This is a genomic window from Micromonospora sp. NPDC023633 (genome assembly GCF_040640035.1).
In the GTDB taxonomy this organism is placed as follows: domain Bacteria; phylum Actinomycetota; class Actinomycetes; order Mycobacteriales; family Micromonosporaceae; genus Micromonospora.
On record NZ_JBFABB010000153.1, the window covers coordinates 1 to 13414 of the forward strand.

The following is a 13414-nucleotide window of genomic DNA, read 5'->3' on the forward strand; positions in this document are numbered from 1 at the left end:
CGTGGGCGGTCGCGGGACCGGCGAACACACCACCGGCAAACGCCAGACCAGCAACACCAAGAACGCTCTTACGCAGAATCGTGTTCATCACAGAGTGCTCCATTCGGGGGTCGGCACCCACACCGAAAAGGGGGATCCGGCTGTGCGGGCGCAAGCACCATCCGGCACTCAACGAACTCAAGGGAGATCTCCGGCGTCTCGCCGAAGGAAAAAGATCAGATCGGCCGTGTCGGCCGGGAGGATCCGGGCTGTTCGTGGGGCGGGGGATGCCCTCACGTCGGCCGGACCATGTGTAACGACCGCCGGCCCGCCATCATTCCGGGGCCCCGGCCCACCACCCATGGGGCGGCGCGGTCCTGCTCGGTCGTACGCAGGGTGTAACGACCCCGCCCCGGCCACGATTCCGCCCCCACGATGCCGATGGTCACACCCCGAAACCGGACACCCAACCCCGAACGAGACGTGATGCCGGCCGGCCGTGTCTCGCTCCGCCATCGCCCCCGCCGGCACCCCGGCACCCCGCCGCGTCTCGCGCCGTCGATCATGCAGTTGTGGTGGGGGACAGAACGCGCATATCCCCGTTAAACCGGCACCACAACTGCATGATCGACGTGCCGGCAGGGGGTGCCACGTCGGCGGGGCGGCGGGGCGGCGGGGCGGCAGGGCGGCAGGGCGGCAGGGCGGCAGGGCAAGTCGTCACGGACCGGACAACCTGCCCATACGTGCGTGAGCTTGGGACAGGCATGAACTAGGCCGCGGGCACGGAGACGACCGGCCGGCCCCGTTCAGGGCCGGCCGGTCGTGTCACGTGGGTGTCACCAGAGCTGCGAGACGATGTCCGCCGCCTGCTCCTCCCACTGCGCGTACGCGAAGGGGTAGGCCGAGACCTGCACCGTCTGCGCGGCGGAGGTCAGCGGCAGGTCCTGCCAGCCGCCCACGTTCTTGAGCGCCCTGAAGAACGCCTGCGAGGCGTACTCCGGGTCGGTGATCTGCTCGGGCGAGCCCCAACCCGACGACGGACGCTGCTGGAACAGGCCCTGCGAGTCGTGGTCGTTGTACGCGCCCAGGTGGCCGAGGTTGTAGAGCTTCGACTCCTGCAGGGAGGTGGCGATCCCGATGACGGCACCCCGCTCACCCACGCCCGTCTCCTTGGCCTCCTCGATGATGGCCCTGGCGTTGGCGAGCTGCGCGTCGTCGAGCGGGATGCGCGACTGGGCACCCTGCACCCCGTGCGGGATGAGTTCCTCGCGGCTGGGCTTGCCGGCGGCGGGCTTGGTGGTGGTGCCGCCCGTGGTCAGGGCCGACTCCTCGGCGGCGCCCGGCCGGCCCTTGCCGGTGGCCTGCTCGATCGCCGCCACGGCACCCTCGTGGGGCGCGGTCGTGACCGGGGCGGCCACGGCCGTCGGCCCGAGGGCGAGGCCACCGAGGGCGGCGACACCGACCACGCTCAGCGCGATCTTGCGGTTCGAGTCCTTCGAGTCCTTCGCGATGGCCGGGAGCCATCGAGTGAAGTCGTACTTCACGATGGTTGCCCTTTCGGTCAGGCGAAGCGCTCCCTGGATGAGCACTCCTCGGGGGAACTTCCGCGCCGGACGGGGTTTCGGCTCCGGCGGTACGGGGGACACAACCAGCCGGCCCTGTCGGGCATTCCGGATATGACCCGGCCCCGGTCTGCTGCGACCCGGGTCACTCCGCGCTGGGGACGCACGGGGCACACACTCGGCGAGGGGACGACACGGGACACCCACGGCCCCGCCCGCAGCCGGCCGCCGTAACCGCCCGGGCGGGCACGATCCGACCGGCAGTCAGGCTCCGTGACCGCCGACGCCGCCGCGCGGGCGGCGGGCTCACTCCGCGCGGTCGCGTGCCCCTGCGGAGTCGCCCGTCGTGGCCCGTTCCTCAGCGCCGCGCAGCTCCTGGAAGACGGTGATCTGGAGGCCGGCTGGCGCGTCGAGGCGCGCGTTGAGCGACTGCCACGGCGTCACCGTCGGCGGGGCGATCTCGGTGGCGCCGGCGGAGACCAGGCGACGGGTGGCGGCGCGGCCGTCGTCCACCTCGAAGGCCACCCGGAGCTTCGGGGCGACCTGCCGCCCGACCTCCACCTCGTCGATCATCCGCTTCTGCGCCGGGTTGGCGATCTCCAGGGTGGCCCGGCCGGCGTCGAGGATCACCACCCGCGCGTCGCCCTCCCCCGCGAACGCGGCCTGCTCGGGCAGGCCCAGCGCGTCGCGGAAGAACGCCACCGCGGCGTCGTAGTCCTCGGCCTCCACCACCAGGCGCAGCTGGCGTACGGCGGGGGTGCTGCCGGCATCGTGCGTGGTCATGTCGCCAGAGCCTAGACGAGCGCGCGGCCCGGACGGATCACGGCCGTGGGCGGACGGTTCCCCTCCCGTACCGGGCCGGGTGGGCGGCGGAGCGACGCCGACGTTTCACCCGGTGGGCCTGCGTGGGGACCGACGATTACAGTGGGGGACGCCAAATGGAAGGCGAGGAATGACTGGTGGTGCGGTGGTCGAGCAGGTGACCCTGGGAGACCACGTCTGCTGGACGTACGACGACGACGCCGACGCTCTCGACGCCGTCGCCCGCTTCGTCGTCACCGGTCTTCGCCTCGGCCAGAAGGTCCTCTGCCTCCTCGACGCGCTGGAGCCCGCCGCCGTCGTGGCCGCCGTCCGGTCCGCGGGCGGGCCGCCGGACGCGGCGCGGGCGGACGGCCGGCTGCGGATCCTGCCGGCCGTCGAGGTCCACCGCGACGGTGGCCGGTCCGCGTCGGACGCGACCGTCGCCACGCTGGCCGTCGAGATCGCGCGGGCACACCGCGAGGGCCACTCCGGGCTGCGCCTCGTGAGCGACATGGCGTGGGCGTCGCGCGACGGCACCCCGCTCGCCGAGCTGCGCCGCTACGAGGCCGCGATGAACGCGCTCTTCCCCGCGGGCCGGGCGGCCGCGCTGTGCCTCTACGACCGGCGGCTGTTCCCCGCCGACCGGTGGCGGGCGGTCGCGGCCGTCCATCCGGCGACGGCCGGGCCGGGCGCCGACCGGGCCTGGGTGCCGCTGCTGCGGGCGTACCGCACGGCGGACCCGCCGGGACTGCGGCTGGTCGGGCAGATCGACTGGAGCAACCGGGAGGCGCTGGGCGCCATGCTGACCGGGCTGGCCGGCCCTACCCCGTCGGGGCGACCGGCGGTGCTCGACGTGTCCGACGTCAGTTTCGCCGACGTGGCCGCCGCCAGCGCGTTGCTCGACGCCGAGCGGACGTCGGCGCCAAACGGGTTGCGGCTGGTCGGGTGCCGCCCGGTGGTGCGCCGCCTGCTCGACCTGGTGCGCGACACCGGGTTCGCCCACACCGTGGGGCAGCCCGCGTGACCGGGGCGCGGCACGCGGAGGAAGCGGGCGCCTTCGTACACGAGGGGCTCTTCTACCACGACGTGGACGGCCTGCTCGCGGGCACGGTGCCGTTCGTCACCGACGGGCTCGCCGCCGGGGAGCCGGTGCTGGTCGCGATGCCCGGCGCCAACCTGCGGCTGGTCCGCGCCGCGGTCGGCCCCGCGGCCGCGGTGCGCTGGGCGGACATGTCGCAGGCCGGCCGGAACCCGGGCCGGATCATCCCCTGGGTGTTGCAGGCGTTCATCGAGCAGCATGCCGGCCGCCGGGTGCGGATCATCGGCGAGCCGATCTGGGCCGGGCGCAGCGACACGGAATATCCGGCGTGCGCCCAGCACGAGGCGCTGATCAACATGGCGTTCGCCGGCCGGGACGCGACGATCCTCTGCCCGTACGACACCGCCGGGCTCGAGGCCGACGTGCTGGCCGACGCGTACGCCACGCACCCGATCCTCGTCGACCACGCCGGGCGACGGCCGAGCGCGCAGTACGCCCCGGCGGAGGTGGTCGCGCGCTACAACAAGCCCCTGCCGACCCCGCCGGAGCCGGTTTCGGCGCTGGTCTACGAGTTCGACACGCTGTCCACCGTGCGGCGGTTCGTGGCCGGGCACGGCGAGGCCGTGGGCCTGGACGAGGACCGGCTGGCCGACCTGCAGATCGCGGTGACCGAGCTGGCCACGAACAGCATCGCGCACGCCGGCGGCACCGGTGTGCTGCGCGTGTGGCGTACCGCCGAGCACCTCGTCTGCGAGATCCACGACGACGGCTGGCTGACCGACCCGCTCGCCGGGCGGCTCACCCCGGCCGCGGACGGCATCGGTGGCCGGGGGTTGGTGATCGTGCAGGCGCTGTGCGACCTGGTCCGCGTGCACACCACGGCGGCCGGGACGACCGTGCGGATGTACGTGCGACGCCCGGCGTGACCATGGCCCGTAACGGCCGCTGAGCAGCCCCCGGACGGCCGCTGAGCGACCACCCGGGGGCGGGCGCGGGTCAGTGCCCGCGAGCCAGCCACTCGTCGAGGTGGGGAGCCTCGGCACCGACGGTGGTGCTCTCCCCGTGCCCGGTGTGTACGACCGTCTCCGGCGGGAGGGTGAGCAGCCGGTCCCGGATCGAGGCGACGATCGTGCCGAAGTCGCTGTACGAGCGTCCCGTCGCCCCCGGCCCGCCGGCGAAGAGCGTGTCGCCGGTGAAGACGACGCCGAGCTGCGACGCGTGGAAGCTGCACGCGCCGGGGCTGTGGCCGGGCGTGTGCAGCACGGTCAGCGCGGTGCCGGCCACCTCGAGGGTCTGCCCGTCGCGCAGCGTCCCGCCCGGCGCCTCGTCGGGGTGCACCATGTCCCACAGCACCCGGTCGGCGGGATGCAGCAGCACCGGCGCGCCGGTGGCCCGTGCCAGCGCCGGGGCCACCCGGACGTGGTCGTCGTGCGCGTGGGTGGCGAGGATCGCCCGGACCCGTCGGTCGCCGACGGCGGCCAGGATCGCCTCGACGTCGTGCGGGGCGTCGACGACGACGCACTCGGCGTCGTCGCCGACCACCCACACGTTGTTGTCCACGTCGAAGGTCTGACCGTCGAGGGAGAACGTGCCGGAGGTGACGGCGTGGTCGACGCGGGCGGCCATCAGAGGACCACCACCGAGCGCAGCACGTCGCCGCGGTGCATCCGGGCGAACGCCTCCTCGACCTGGTCCAGGGCGATCTCCTCGGTGACGAAGGCGTCCAGGTCGAGCCGGCCCTGCAGGTAGAGCTCGGTGAGCATGGGGAAGTCCCGGCTGGGCAGGCAGTCGCCGTACCAGCTCGACTTCAGCGAGCCGCCGCGGCCGAAAACGTCGAGCAGCGGCAGGTCGACTGTCATCTCCGGGGTCGGCACGCCGACCAGCACGACGGTGCCGGCCAGGTCGCGGGCGTAGAAGGCCTGCTTCCAGGTCTCGGGGCGGCCGACCGCGTCGATCACCACGTCGGCGCCGAAGCCGCCGGTGGCGGCGCGGATCGCCTCGACCGGGTCGTCCTGCCTCGCGTCGACCGTGTGGGTGGCGCCGAACTTGCGGGCCCAGTCGAGCTTGCGGGGGTCGGTGTCCACCGCGACGATCGTCGTCGCGCCGGCCAGCGCGGCGCCGGCGACCGCCGCGTCCCCGACGCCGCCGCAGCCGATCACGGCGACCGAGTCGCCCCGGGTGACCCCGCCGGTGTTCATGGCGGCACCGAGACCGGCCATCACGCCGCAGCCGAGCAGCCCGACGGCGGCGGGCCGGGCCGCCGGGTCGACCTTGGTGCACTGACCGGCGTGGACCAGGGTCTTCTCCGCGAAGGCGCCGATGCCCAACGCCGGCGTGAGCTCGGTGCCGTCGGTGAGGGTCATCTTCTGCGCCGCGTTGTGGGTGGCGAAGCAGTACCACGGGCGGCCCCGGCGGCAGGCCCGGCACACCCCGCAGACGGCCCGCCAGTTGAGCACCACGAAGTCGCCCGGCGCGACGCCGTCGACGCCCTGCCCGACCTGCTCGACGACGCCGGCGGCCTCGTGCCCGAGCAGGAACGGGTAGTCGTCGTTGATGCCGCCCTCCCGGTAGTGCAGGTCGGTGTGGCAGACCCCGCAGGACTGGATGCGCACGATCGCCTCGCCCGGCCCCGGATCCGGCAACACGATCGTGGTCACCTCGACCGGCACGCCCTTGCTGCGGGAGATGACTCCCCTGACCTGCTGGCTCACGGTTCCTCCTGCTCCACGGCGCGTCGCGCCGCCGTCCGTCGGTGCGCTGCCGCGGCACCTCGATCACGTTCCTCGGGCGAAACTACCCCCGATCGTCGCGGACGACCCGGGGCCGTGGGGCGGTTATCCCGGGCGGCGAGGGGTAGGCGGGGGCACGGTTCGACAGTCGGACGGGAGTGCGCCATGAAGGTCAGCCATCTGCCGCTGCGGGTCAGCATCGGTGCGTTCGTCCTCAACTCGGGGATGGGCAAGCGGTCGCTGGAGGGGGAGGCCGCGCAGGGCATGCACGGGATGGCGGTCGGCGCCGTCCCGCAGCTCGGGAAGCTCGACCCGGACCGGTTCGCCCGGCTGCTCTCCCGGGCCGAGATCGCCCTGGGCGCCGCGCTGCTCGCGCCGTTCGTCCCGTCGGCGCTGGCCGGCCTGGGGCTGGCCGCGTTCGGCGCGGGTCTGGTGCAGCTCTACCTGAGGACCCCGGGAATGCGCGAGCCGGGCAGCCTCAGGCCCACCCAGCAGGGCATCGGCCTGGCCAAGGACGTCTGGCTGCTCGGGGCCGGCCTGACCCTGGTGCTGGACGACCTCACCCACGGCCGCCGGCGCTGCTGAGCCCCCGGCCGGCCGGTCCGGGAGCGCCCGGCGGGGTCGGACAGGCGTCGCGGCGGGCCACGGGGACGGCACGACGGGGCGGCGTCAGGTCGGCGTCGCGACGGGTGGCCGGGCGGCGACCTCGCGGCGGGCCGCGTTGCGGTAGCGCAGCACCTGGACCGCGCCGAGCGCCCAGAGGACGTACTGCACCGCGAAGGCCCACCGGAAGGCGGCCAGGTCCGGGGTGGCCCGCCCGGCCGGGGTCGCCAGGTCGAGCACCACGCCGACGGCCAGCACCAGCACGATCGAGGCGACGAAGCCGCCGACGTTGACGACCCCGGTGGCGCTGCCGATCCGGTTGACCGGGTTGAAGCTGCGCGCGTAGTCGAACCCGATGAGCGAGGCCGGGCCGTTGACCGCGAGCACCAGCACCAGCGTGACCAGCAGCCAGCCCGGGGCGCGTCCCGGCCAGGCGAGCACGACGGCCCAGACCGCGGCGGTGGCGCCGGTGATCGCGAAGACCAGCGCCGAGCGGTGGAACGGGTGCCGGGCGCAGAGGTGCGCGACCACCGGCCCGGTCAGCAGCATGGCGGCGGTCATCAGGGTGAGCAGCGACGCCGCCGCGGTCGGGCTGAGCCCCTGCCCCTGCACCAGGAACGGGTAGCCCCAGAGCAGGGCGAACACGGCGCCGGAGAACTGGGTGACGAAGTGCGTCCAGAGCCCCAGCCGGGTGCCCGGCTGGGCCCAGGCGGCGGCGAGTTCCCGGCGGACGTCGGTGAGGGTGGGCGCCGCGCCGGCCGCGGGCTGCCCGCGCGGGGTGTCCCGGACGGCGACGACGACCGTCAGCAGCACGGTCGCCCCGACCGCCGCGGCGGTGAGGAAGGCGGGGGTCCAGCCCGCCCGGTGCAGCAACGCCACCAGCGGTACGGCGCCGAGGATCGCCCCGAGCTGGCCGAGCGTGCCGGTGAGCTGGGTCATCATCGGGTAGCGCCGCCCCGGGAACCACAGCGCCACGATGCGCAGCACGCTGATGAACGTCATCGCGTCGCCGAGCCCGATCAGCACGCGGGCGGCGATCGCCAGGGGCACGTCGGTGGCGAGGGCGAAGCAGAGCTGACCGGCGACCATCAGCGCGCCGCCGGCGATGAGCAGCCGGCGGGACCCGAACCGGTCGAGCAGGACGCCGACCGGGACCTGCATCGCCGCGTACACGGCGAGCTGGGCGACGGAGAAGGTGGCCAGCGCCGAGGCGTTGACGTCGAAGCGGTGCGCCGCGTCGACGCCGGTGACGCCGAGCGAGCTGCGGTGGAACACGGCGGCCACGTACGCGGCCAGGGCCACGCCCCAGACGAGGCCGCCCGCCGACCGGCGCGGGGCGACCGGCGCGGTCAGCGCCCTCACCGCAGGGCCCGCAGCACGTCCGCGGCGTTGTCGATGTGCGCGGCGACGGCGGCGAGCCAGCGCCCGGGGTCGTCGGAGTCGAGCGCGGCGAGCTGGTCGGCGTGCTCGGTGAGCGCGGTCTCGGCCCAGCCGGGCGAGAGCCGGAAGCTGGCCTCCCCCATCCGCAGCTGCCGGTCGCGCAGCCGCTGGTACAGCTCGGCGAGGATCTCGTTGCCGGCCGCGTCGACGACGGTGGCGTGGAACGCGCGGTCGGCCTGCATCAGCGCGGTCAGGTCGCCGGCGGCGTGCGCGTCGCGCATCTCGGCCAGCCGGGCGGCGAGCTCGCCCCGCAGCGCCGCGCGCCGGGGCCAGACCCGCTCGGCGGCGTGCAGCTCGACCAGCCGCCGCGCCTCGATCACGTCGGTGATCTCGCGGGCGGAGACCGGACGGATCAGCGCGCCCCGCTTGGGATAGAGCCGGACCAGTCCCTCCGCCTCCAGGCGCAGCAGCGCCTCCCGGACCGGGGTGCGGGAGACCCCGGTGGCCTCGGCGATCTCCCCCTCGCTGACCAGCGACCCGCCCGGGTGGATCTGCTCCAGGATCTCCCGCTTGAGGTGCCGGTAGGCGCGCTCGGCGGCCGAGGGCGCGACCGTCCGGCCCGACGGAGAGGGATGCGTCATGTATCTATGGTGGGCCCCGCCTCCTCGGCGCACCTCCGCGCCCCCGCCCGGGGTGGCGCGGGCCACCGTCAGCGCGGACGCAGCGTCAGCAGCCCGTCGCCGTCGACGGCGAACCCGGGCGCGAACGGTGGGCCGAAGCCGCCGAGCACCCCGGCCAGCCAGCGGGCCTCGTCGGGCGCGGCCCGCTCCAGGCGCATCCGGCGCATCCGCACCGGGGCCGCCCGCAGTCGCCGTAGCGCGCCGGTGGCCGCGTCGAGGGTCGGCAGCCAGAGCAGCCGCAGCTCCGGCCGGTACGCCTCCCGCCCGCCGATGCCCTCGTAGTCGTCGACCAGGTCGCCGCAGCCGTAGAGGACCAGCCGGTCGTGGTACACCTCGACGGGGCGGGGGTGGTGCGACGAGTGGCCGTGCACCACGTCCACGCCGGCGTCGACCAGCCGGTGGGCGAAGTCGACGTGCGCGGGCGGCACCGCGTACCCCCAGTTGGTGCCCCAGTGCACGGAGACCAGCACCCGGTCCCCCGGCCCGGCCACGGCGGCGATCCGCCCGGCCAGCGCGTCCGCCGAGGCGACCGAGACCTCCGGCAGGTACGCCACCCCGGGCGCCCCGGCGGCGGCCGCCCAGGTCGGGGGCACCCCGCTGGACGGCGCGGCCACCGACCAGACGAGCAGGTCGCGGCCCGGGCCGAGCGGCACCCGGGCGGGTTGCCAGGCCGACGTCTCGTCCCGGCCGGCGCCGGCGGTGGCGATGCCGGCGGCGGCCAGCGCGTCGAGGGTGTCGGCGAGCCCGACCGGGCCGAAGTCGAGGCTGTGGTTGTTGGCCAGGGCGCAGACGTCGAGCCGGGCGGCGGTGAGGCAGGCCAGGTTCGCCGGGTGCATCCGGTAGTGGATCGCCTTGGCGGGGGCGTGCTGGCCCCGGCCGGTCACCGCCGTCTCCAGGTTGACCAGGCGGGCGTCGGGCCGCAGTTCGTCGAGCAGGCGGAGCGCGTCGCCCCACGGCCAGGCCGGGGGCGCCGGGAGCGGGACCGGCCCGCTGGCGGCCCGGGCCAGCTCGACGTAGCCGCGGGCCTCGCGTACCGCCGGTTCGCGCAGCTCGGGCGGGCCGGGGCTGGGCAGGATCGCGTCCACGCCCCGGCCGGTCATCACGTCGCCGCCGAGGAAGAGGGTCAGGTCGGGCATCCGGCCCGCTTTCCCCGTCCGGCCGCCCGCTCACCTGCCGCCGGCCGGGCGACGACGGCGCGCGGACGTGGGTCAGCCGGTCTCGGCGACCGCCGGCCGGTCCCCGGCGTCGGCGGCGTCGCGGGGCGGGGTCCCACCGCCGTGCGGGGTGTCCGTGCCGGCCGCTGCCCAGAAGTCGACGAGCAGGCGGTGGAACTCCTCGGCGCACTCGATCTGCGGCATGTGCCCGCAGTCGGTGAACAGGTGGGTGCGGGCCCTCGGCAGCCGGGACCGGGCGGCGTCGAGGTGCGCCGCCGGCAGGATCAGGTCCCGGTCGCCCCAGACGACCAGGGTGGGGGCGTCGAGCCGTTCCATCTCGGCCAGCAGCTCCTCCCGCCACTGCGGGCTCACCCCCCGGAAGGTGCCGAGGTTGCGCGCGGTCTCCAGCATCACCCGGGCGGCGTGCGGCTGGCGGGCGACCTCCAGGGCGTGGGCGACGCGTTCGGCGGTGGCGAAGGCCGGATCGTGGAAGAGCGACAGCTCGGCGCGGCGGGCGGCCCACCGGCTGGGCCGCAGCAGCAGCCGGCCCAGCGGGCGCAGCGCCAGCAGCCGCAGCGCGATGGTCACCTCCCGGCCGAAGCCGGCGCTGTTGACCAGCGTCAGGCTGGCCACCCGGGCCGGCTCGGACGCCGCGAGGCGCATGGCGACCGCGCCACCGAGGGAGTTGCCGACCACGTGCGCCGGCCGGTCGACGCCGACGGCGTCCAGGTAGTGGGCGGCGAAGTCGGCCAGCGCCGGCAGGGTGCAGGGGCGGGTCATCGGCAGCGAGCCGCCGTAGCCGGGCAGGTCGACGCTGTGCACCCGGAACCGCTCGGCGAGCAGCTCGTGCAGCTCGGTGAAGTCGCGCAGGGTGCGGCCGATGCCGTGCAGCAGCAGCACCGGGGGCCCGTCGCCGTCGACGCGGTGGCACACCCGCCGGCCGTCCACGCTCACGTGCCGGCGGCCGGCCGGGGCGCTCACGCCGGCTCCCCGGCCGGATCGGCCGCCGGGGCCGCCTCGGGCTGCCGCTGCGCCGGGGCGGACGACCCGGTGGTGAGCCGGCGCGCGGAGTCGCCCCCGACGCGGTCGAGCGCGAAGGCCACGACCCGCTGGTACGACACCGGCGCCACCCGGGCCAACAGGTCGGGCAGCTTCGCCGACCAGCCGATCAGCACCCGGCCCCGGCGGCGGTGCACGCCGCGCAGGATCACCTCGGCGGCCCTTGCGGGGTCGATGGTCAGCAGCTTCTCGAACTGCCGGCGGCCGGTCTCGAACTCCTCGGCGGGCACACCGCTGCCCACCCGGGCGTTCTGCGCGATCCGGGTACGGATCCCGCCCGGATGCACGCAGGTCACGCCGATCCCGTCGCCGGCCAGCTCCTGGCGCAGGGCCTCGGTGAAGCCGCGGACGGCGAACTTGCTGGCCGCGTAGGCGGCCTGCCCGGCGGGGGCGATGATCCCGAAGAGGCTGGAGACGTTGACCAGGTGCGCGCCCGGCTCGACCCGCAGGGTGGGCAGCAGCGCGTGGGTCAGCTGCACCACGGCTCGGAAGTTGACGTCGACGACCCAGCCGAACTCGTCCAGGCTCACCTGGTCGAACCGGCCGCCCAGCGCCACTCCGGCGTTGTTGACCAGCAGCCGGACCGCCGGATGCCGCTGCCGGATCTCCTCGGCCACCCGCGCGGTGGCGGCGGCGTCGGCCAGGTCGACCACGTAGGCGGTGAGCTGCCGGTCGGGGTGCGCGGCGCGGACCGCCGCGACGACGGCGTCGAGCCGCCCGGCGTCGCGGTCGACCAGCACCAGGTCGCTGCCCCGGCGGGCGAGCGCGTGGGCGAGGGCCTCCCCGATCCCGCTGGCGGCGCCGGTCACCACGGCCGTGCCGCCGGTGAAGACGAACCTACGCACGGACGGTCCTCCTTTGCGGTCTGCCGGCGCGGGAGAACCGCACGCCGGGATCGGTGAGCCGGCCGTGCCGCATCAGCAGGACGTCCCGGGGATAGTTCTGGTGCAGCCGCCACGGCGCCCGGGCGCCCTGCTTGGGCAGGACGTCGACGCTGCGCAGCACGTAGCCGGCCGTCAGGTCGATGATCGGCTCCAGCTCGCCGTCGGGGGGTGGCAGCGGGGTGACGACCTGCTGGCCGGTGCGGTCGAGGTGGCGCAGCAGCCGGCAGACGTAGGTGGCGACCAGGTCGGCCTTCAGCGTCCAGGAGGCGTTGGTGTAGCCGAGGGTCATCGCGAAGTTCGGCACCCCGGAGAGCATCATGCCCTTGTAGGCGACGGTGCCGGACAGCTCCACCTCCGCGCCGTCCACGGTCAGCGTCATGCCGCCGAGGGCGAGCAGGTTGAGCCCGGTGGCGGTGACGACGACGTCCGCGACCAGCTCCTCGCCGGAGGCGAGCCGGATCCCGCGCTCGGTGAAGGTGTCGACGGTGTCGGTGACCACCGACGCGCGACCCGACTTCAGCGCGGTGAACAGGTCGCCGTCGGGCACCACGCAGAGCCGCTGGTCCCAGGGGTCGTAGCGGGGCGAGAAGTGCCGGTCGACGTCGTAGCCGGCCGGCAGCCGACCCCGGACGGCGCGCAGCAGCAGCCGCCGGACCAGGGCGGGCGCGCGCCGGCTGAGCTGGAAGTTGGCGGTGGAGAGCAGGACGTTCTTCCAGCGCACCACCGGATACGCGGCCTTCGCCGGCAGCCAGCGCCGCAGCGCGTCGGCGAGCACGTCGCGCGACGGCAGCGCCAGGACGTACGTGGGTGAGCGCTGGAGCATGGTGACGTGGGCGGCCCGCTCGGCCAACGCCGGCACCAGCGTCACGGCGGTGGCGCCGCTGCCGATCACCACCACCCGCCTGCCGGTGTGGTCGAGGTCCTGCGGCCAGTGCTGCGGGTGCACGATCCGCCCCGCGTACCGCTCGGTGCCCGGGAACTGGGGCGTGTGGCCGGCGTCGTAGCGGTAGTAGCCCGCGCAGGTGAACAGGAAGGAGCAGGTCAGCGTGACCGTCCCGCCGGTGTCGTCGCGGTGGGCGTGCACCGTCCAGCGGGCGCTCCCGCTGTCCCAGTCGGCGCGGACCACCCGGTGGCGGAAGCGGATGTGGTCGGTGACGCCGTACTCGTCGGCGGTGCGGCGCACGTAGTCGCGAATCGAGTCGCCGTCGGCGATGGCCTTCGGGTCGGTCCACGGCTTGAAGGAGTAGCCGAGGGTGAACATGTCGGAGTCCGACCGGACGCCGGGATAGCGGAACAGGTCCCAGGTGCCGCCGACGGCGTCGCGGGACTCCAGCACCGCGTACGTCTTCCCGGGACAGTGGCGGCGCAGGTGACAGGCGGCGCCGACACCGGACAGGCCGGCACCGACGATGAGCACGTCGACGTGGTCGGCCATCTCGTCTCCCGTCCGTGCGGTGTCCACTAACGTTCACCGGGTTTCCGGTGGAGTGTTGTGGATCCTCGCCGTGTGGGCGAGCGACTTCCCACCGGGTGGTGGGGCGGGC

The 13414-nt window shown here is 75.0% G+C and carries 13 protein-coding genes; 3 read left to right on the forward strand and 10 right to left on the reverse strand.

Annotated elements, in window-relative coordinates; translation table 11 throughout:
* Positions 1-815: 815 nt before the first annotated feature.
* Together AB0G13_RS30485 and AB0G13_RS30490 are read right to left on the reverse strand one after the other, a co-directional pair.
* Positions 816-1523 carry a hypothetical protein gene (locus AB0G13_RS30485; protein WP_357881763.1) on the reverse strand — a complete coding sequence of 236 codons (708 nt, stop codon included), beginning with the start codon at positions 1521-1523 and terminating at the stop codon, positions 816-818.
* A 324-nt stretch (positions 1524-1847) separates the two neighbouring features.
* Complete coding sequence (locus AB0G13_RS30490) at positions 1848-2324, reverse strand: VOC family protein (protein WP_357881766.1); 477 nt, start codon at positions 2322-2324, stop codon at positions 1848-1850.
* A gap of 169 nt (positions 2325-2493) precedes the next feature.
* On the opposite strand from AB0G13_RS30490, the gene AB0G13_RS30495 reads away from it, so the two are divergent.
* Positions 2494-3366, forward strand: coding sequence for an MEDS domain-containing protein (locus AB0G13_RS30495; RefSeq protein WP_357881769.1), 873 nt, complete (start codon positions 2494-2496; stop codon positions 3364-3366).
* Positions 3363-4307 (forward strand): sensor histidine kinase, encoded by a 945-nt coding sequence (locus AB0G13_RS30500; protein WP_357881771.1) that lies wholly within the window; start codon positions 3363-3365, stop codon positions 4305-4307. The genes AB0G13_RS30495 and AB0G13_RS30500 overlap by 4 nt, the downstream gene beginning before the upstream one ends.
* A gap of 70 nt (positions 4308-4377) precedes the next feature.
* Here the strand turns inward: AB0G13_RS30500 and AB0G13_RS30505 are convergent, their stop codons facing one another.
* Together AB0G13_RS30505 and AB0G13_RS30510 are read right to left on the reverse strand one after the other, a co-directional pair.
* Positions 4378-5007, reverse strand: a complete 630-nt coding sequence (locus AB0G13_RS30505) for an MBL fold metallo-hydrolase (protein WP_357881774.1) — start codon at positions 5005-5007, stop codon at positions 4378-4380.
* Positions 5007-6092, reverse strand: coding sequence for an S-(hydroxymethyl)mycothiol dehydrogenase (locus tag AB0G13_RS30510; protein ID WP_357881777.1), 1086 nt, complete (start codon positions 6090-6092; stop codon positions 5007-5009). The genes AB0G13_RS30505 and AB0G13_RS30510 overlap by 1 nt, the downstream gene beginning before the upstream one ends.
* Before the next feature lie 183 nt (positions 6093-6275).
* Here AB0G13_RS30510 and AB0G13_RS30515 point away from each other — a divergent pair, with 183 nt between their 5' ends.
* Complete coding sequence (locus tag AB0G13_RS30515) at positions 6276-6695, forward strand: hypothetical protein (protein WP_357881781.1); 420 nt, start codon at positions 6276-6278, stop codon at positions 6693-6695.
* An 84-nt stretch (positions 6696-6779) separates the two neighbouring features.
* Here the strand turns inward: AB0G13_RS30515 and AB0G13_RS30520 are convergent, their stop codons facing one another.
* From AB0G13_RS30520 to AB0G13_RS30545, 6 genes are all read right to left on the reverse strand, one after another.
* Positions 6780-8075 (reverse strand): MFS transporter, encoded by a 1296-nt coding sequence (locus tag AB0G13_RS30520; protein WP_357881784.1) that lies wholly within the window; start codon positions 8073-8075, stop codon positions 6780-6782.
* The gene (locus tag AB0G13_RS30525; protein ID WP_357881787.1) at positions 8072-8734 is read right to left on the reverse strand and encodes a GntR family transcriptional regulator; all 663 of its coding nucleotides are present in this window, start codon (positions 8732-8734) and stop codon (positions 8072-8074) included. Before AB0G13_RS30525 ends, AB0G13_RS30520 begins: the two co-directional genes overlap by 4 nt.
* Positions 8735-8802: 68 nt before the next feature.
* Entirely contained in the window at positions 8803-9909 is a 1107-nt protein-coding gene (locus AB0G13_RS30530; RefSeq protein WP_357881790.1) for a CapA family protein, read from the reverse strand.
* Positions 9910-9981: 72 nt separating this feature from the next.
* Positions 9982-10908 (reverse strand): alpha/beta fold hydrolase, encoded by a 927-nt coding sequence (locus AB0G13_RS30535; RefSeq protein ID WP_357881793.1) that lies wholly within the window; start codon positions 10906-10908, stop codon positions 9982-9984.
* Positions 10905-11831: an SDR family oxidoreductase gene (locus AB0G13_RS30540; RefSeq protein ID WP_357881796.1), complete on the reverse strand. Its 927-nt coding sequence runs from the start codon at positions 11829-11831 to the stop codon at positions 10905-10907. The genes AB0G13_RS30535 and AB0G13_RS30540 overlap by 4 nt, the downstream gene beginning before the upstream one ends.
* Positions 11824-13305, reverse strand: a complete 1482-nt coding sequence (locus AB0G13_RS30545) for an NAD(P)/FAD-dependent oxidoreductase (RefSeq protein ID WP_357881799.1) — start codon at positions 13303-13305, stop codon at positions 11824-11826. Before AB0G13_RS30545 ends, AB0G13_RS30540 begins: the two co-directional genes overlap by 8 nt.
* Positions 13306-13414: the final 109 nt, after the last annotated feature.

Excerpts from the sequence above, each read along its gene's own strand:
- AB0G13_RS30545 (WP_357881799.1), bottom strand. The coding sequence starts at position 13,305 with ATGGCCGACCACGTCGACGTGCTCATCGTCGGTGCCGGCCTGTCCGGT.
- AB0G13_RS30515 (WP_357881781.1), top strand. The coding sequence starts at position 6,276 with ATGAAGGTCAGCCATCTGCCGCTGCGGGTCAGCATCGGTGCGTTCGTC.
- AB0G13_RS30530 (WP_357881790.1), bottom strand. The coding sequence starts at position 9,909 with ATGCCCGACCTGACCCTCTTCCTCGGCGGCGACGTGATGACCGGCCGG.
- AB0G13_RS30490 (WP_357881766.1), bottom strand. The coding sequence starts at position 2,324 with ATGACCACGCACGATGCCGGCAGCACCCCCGCCGTACGCCAGCTGCGC.
- AB0G13_RS30505 (WP_357881774.1), bottom strand. The coding sequence starts at position 5,007 with ATGGCCGCCCGCGTCGACCACGCCGTCACCTCCGGCACGTTCTCCCTC.
- AB0G13_RS30495 (WP_357881769.1), top strand. The coding sequence starts at position 2,494 with ATGACTGGTGGTGCGGTGGTCGAGCAGGTGACCCTGGGAGACCACGTC.
- AB0G13_RS30525 (WP_357881787.1), bottom strand. The coding sequence starts at position 8,734 with ATGACGCATCCCTCTCCGTCGGGCCGGACGGTCGCGCCCTCGGCCGCC.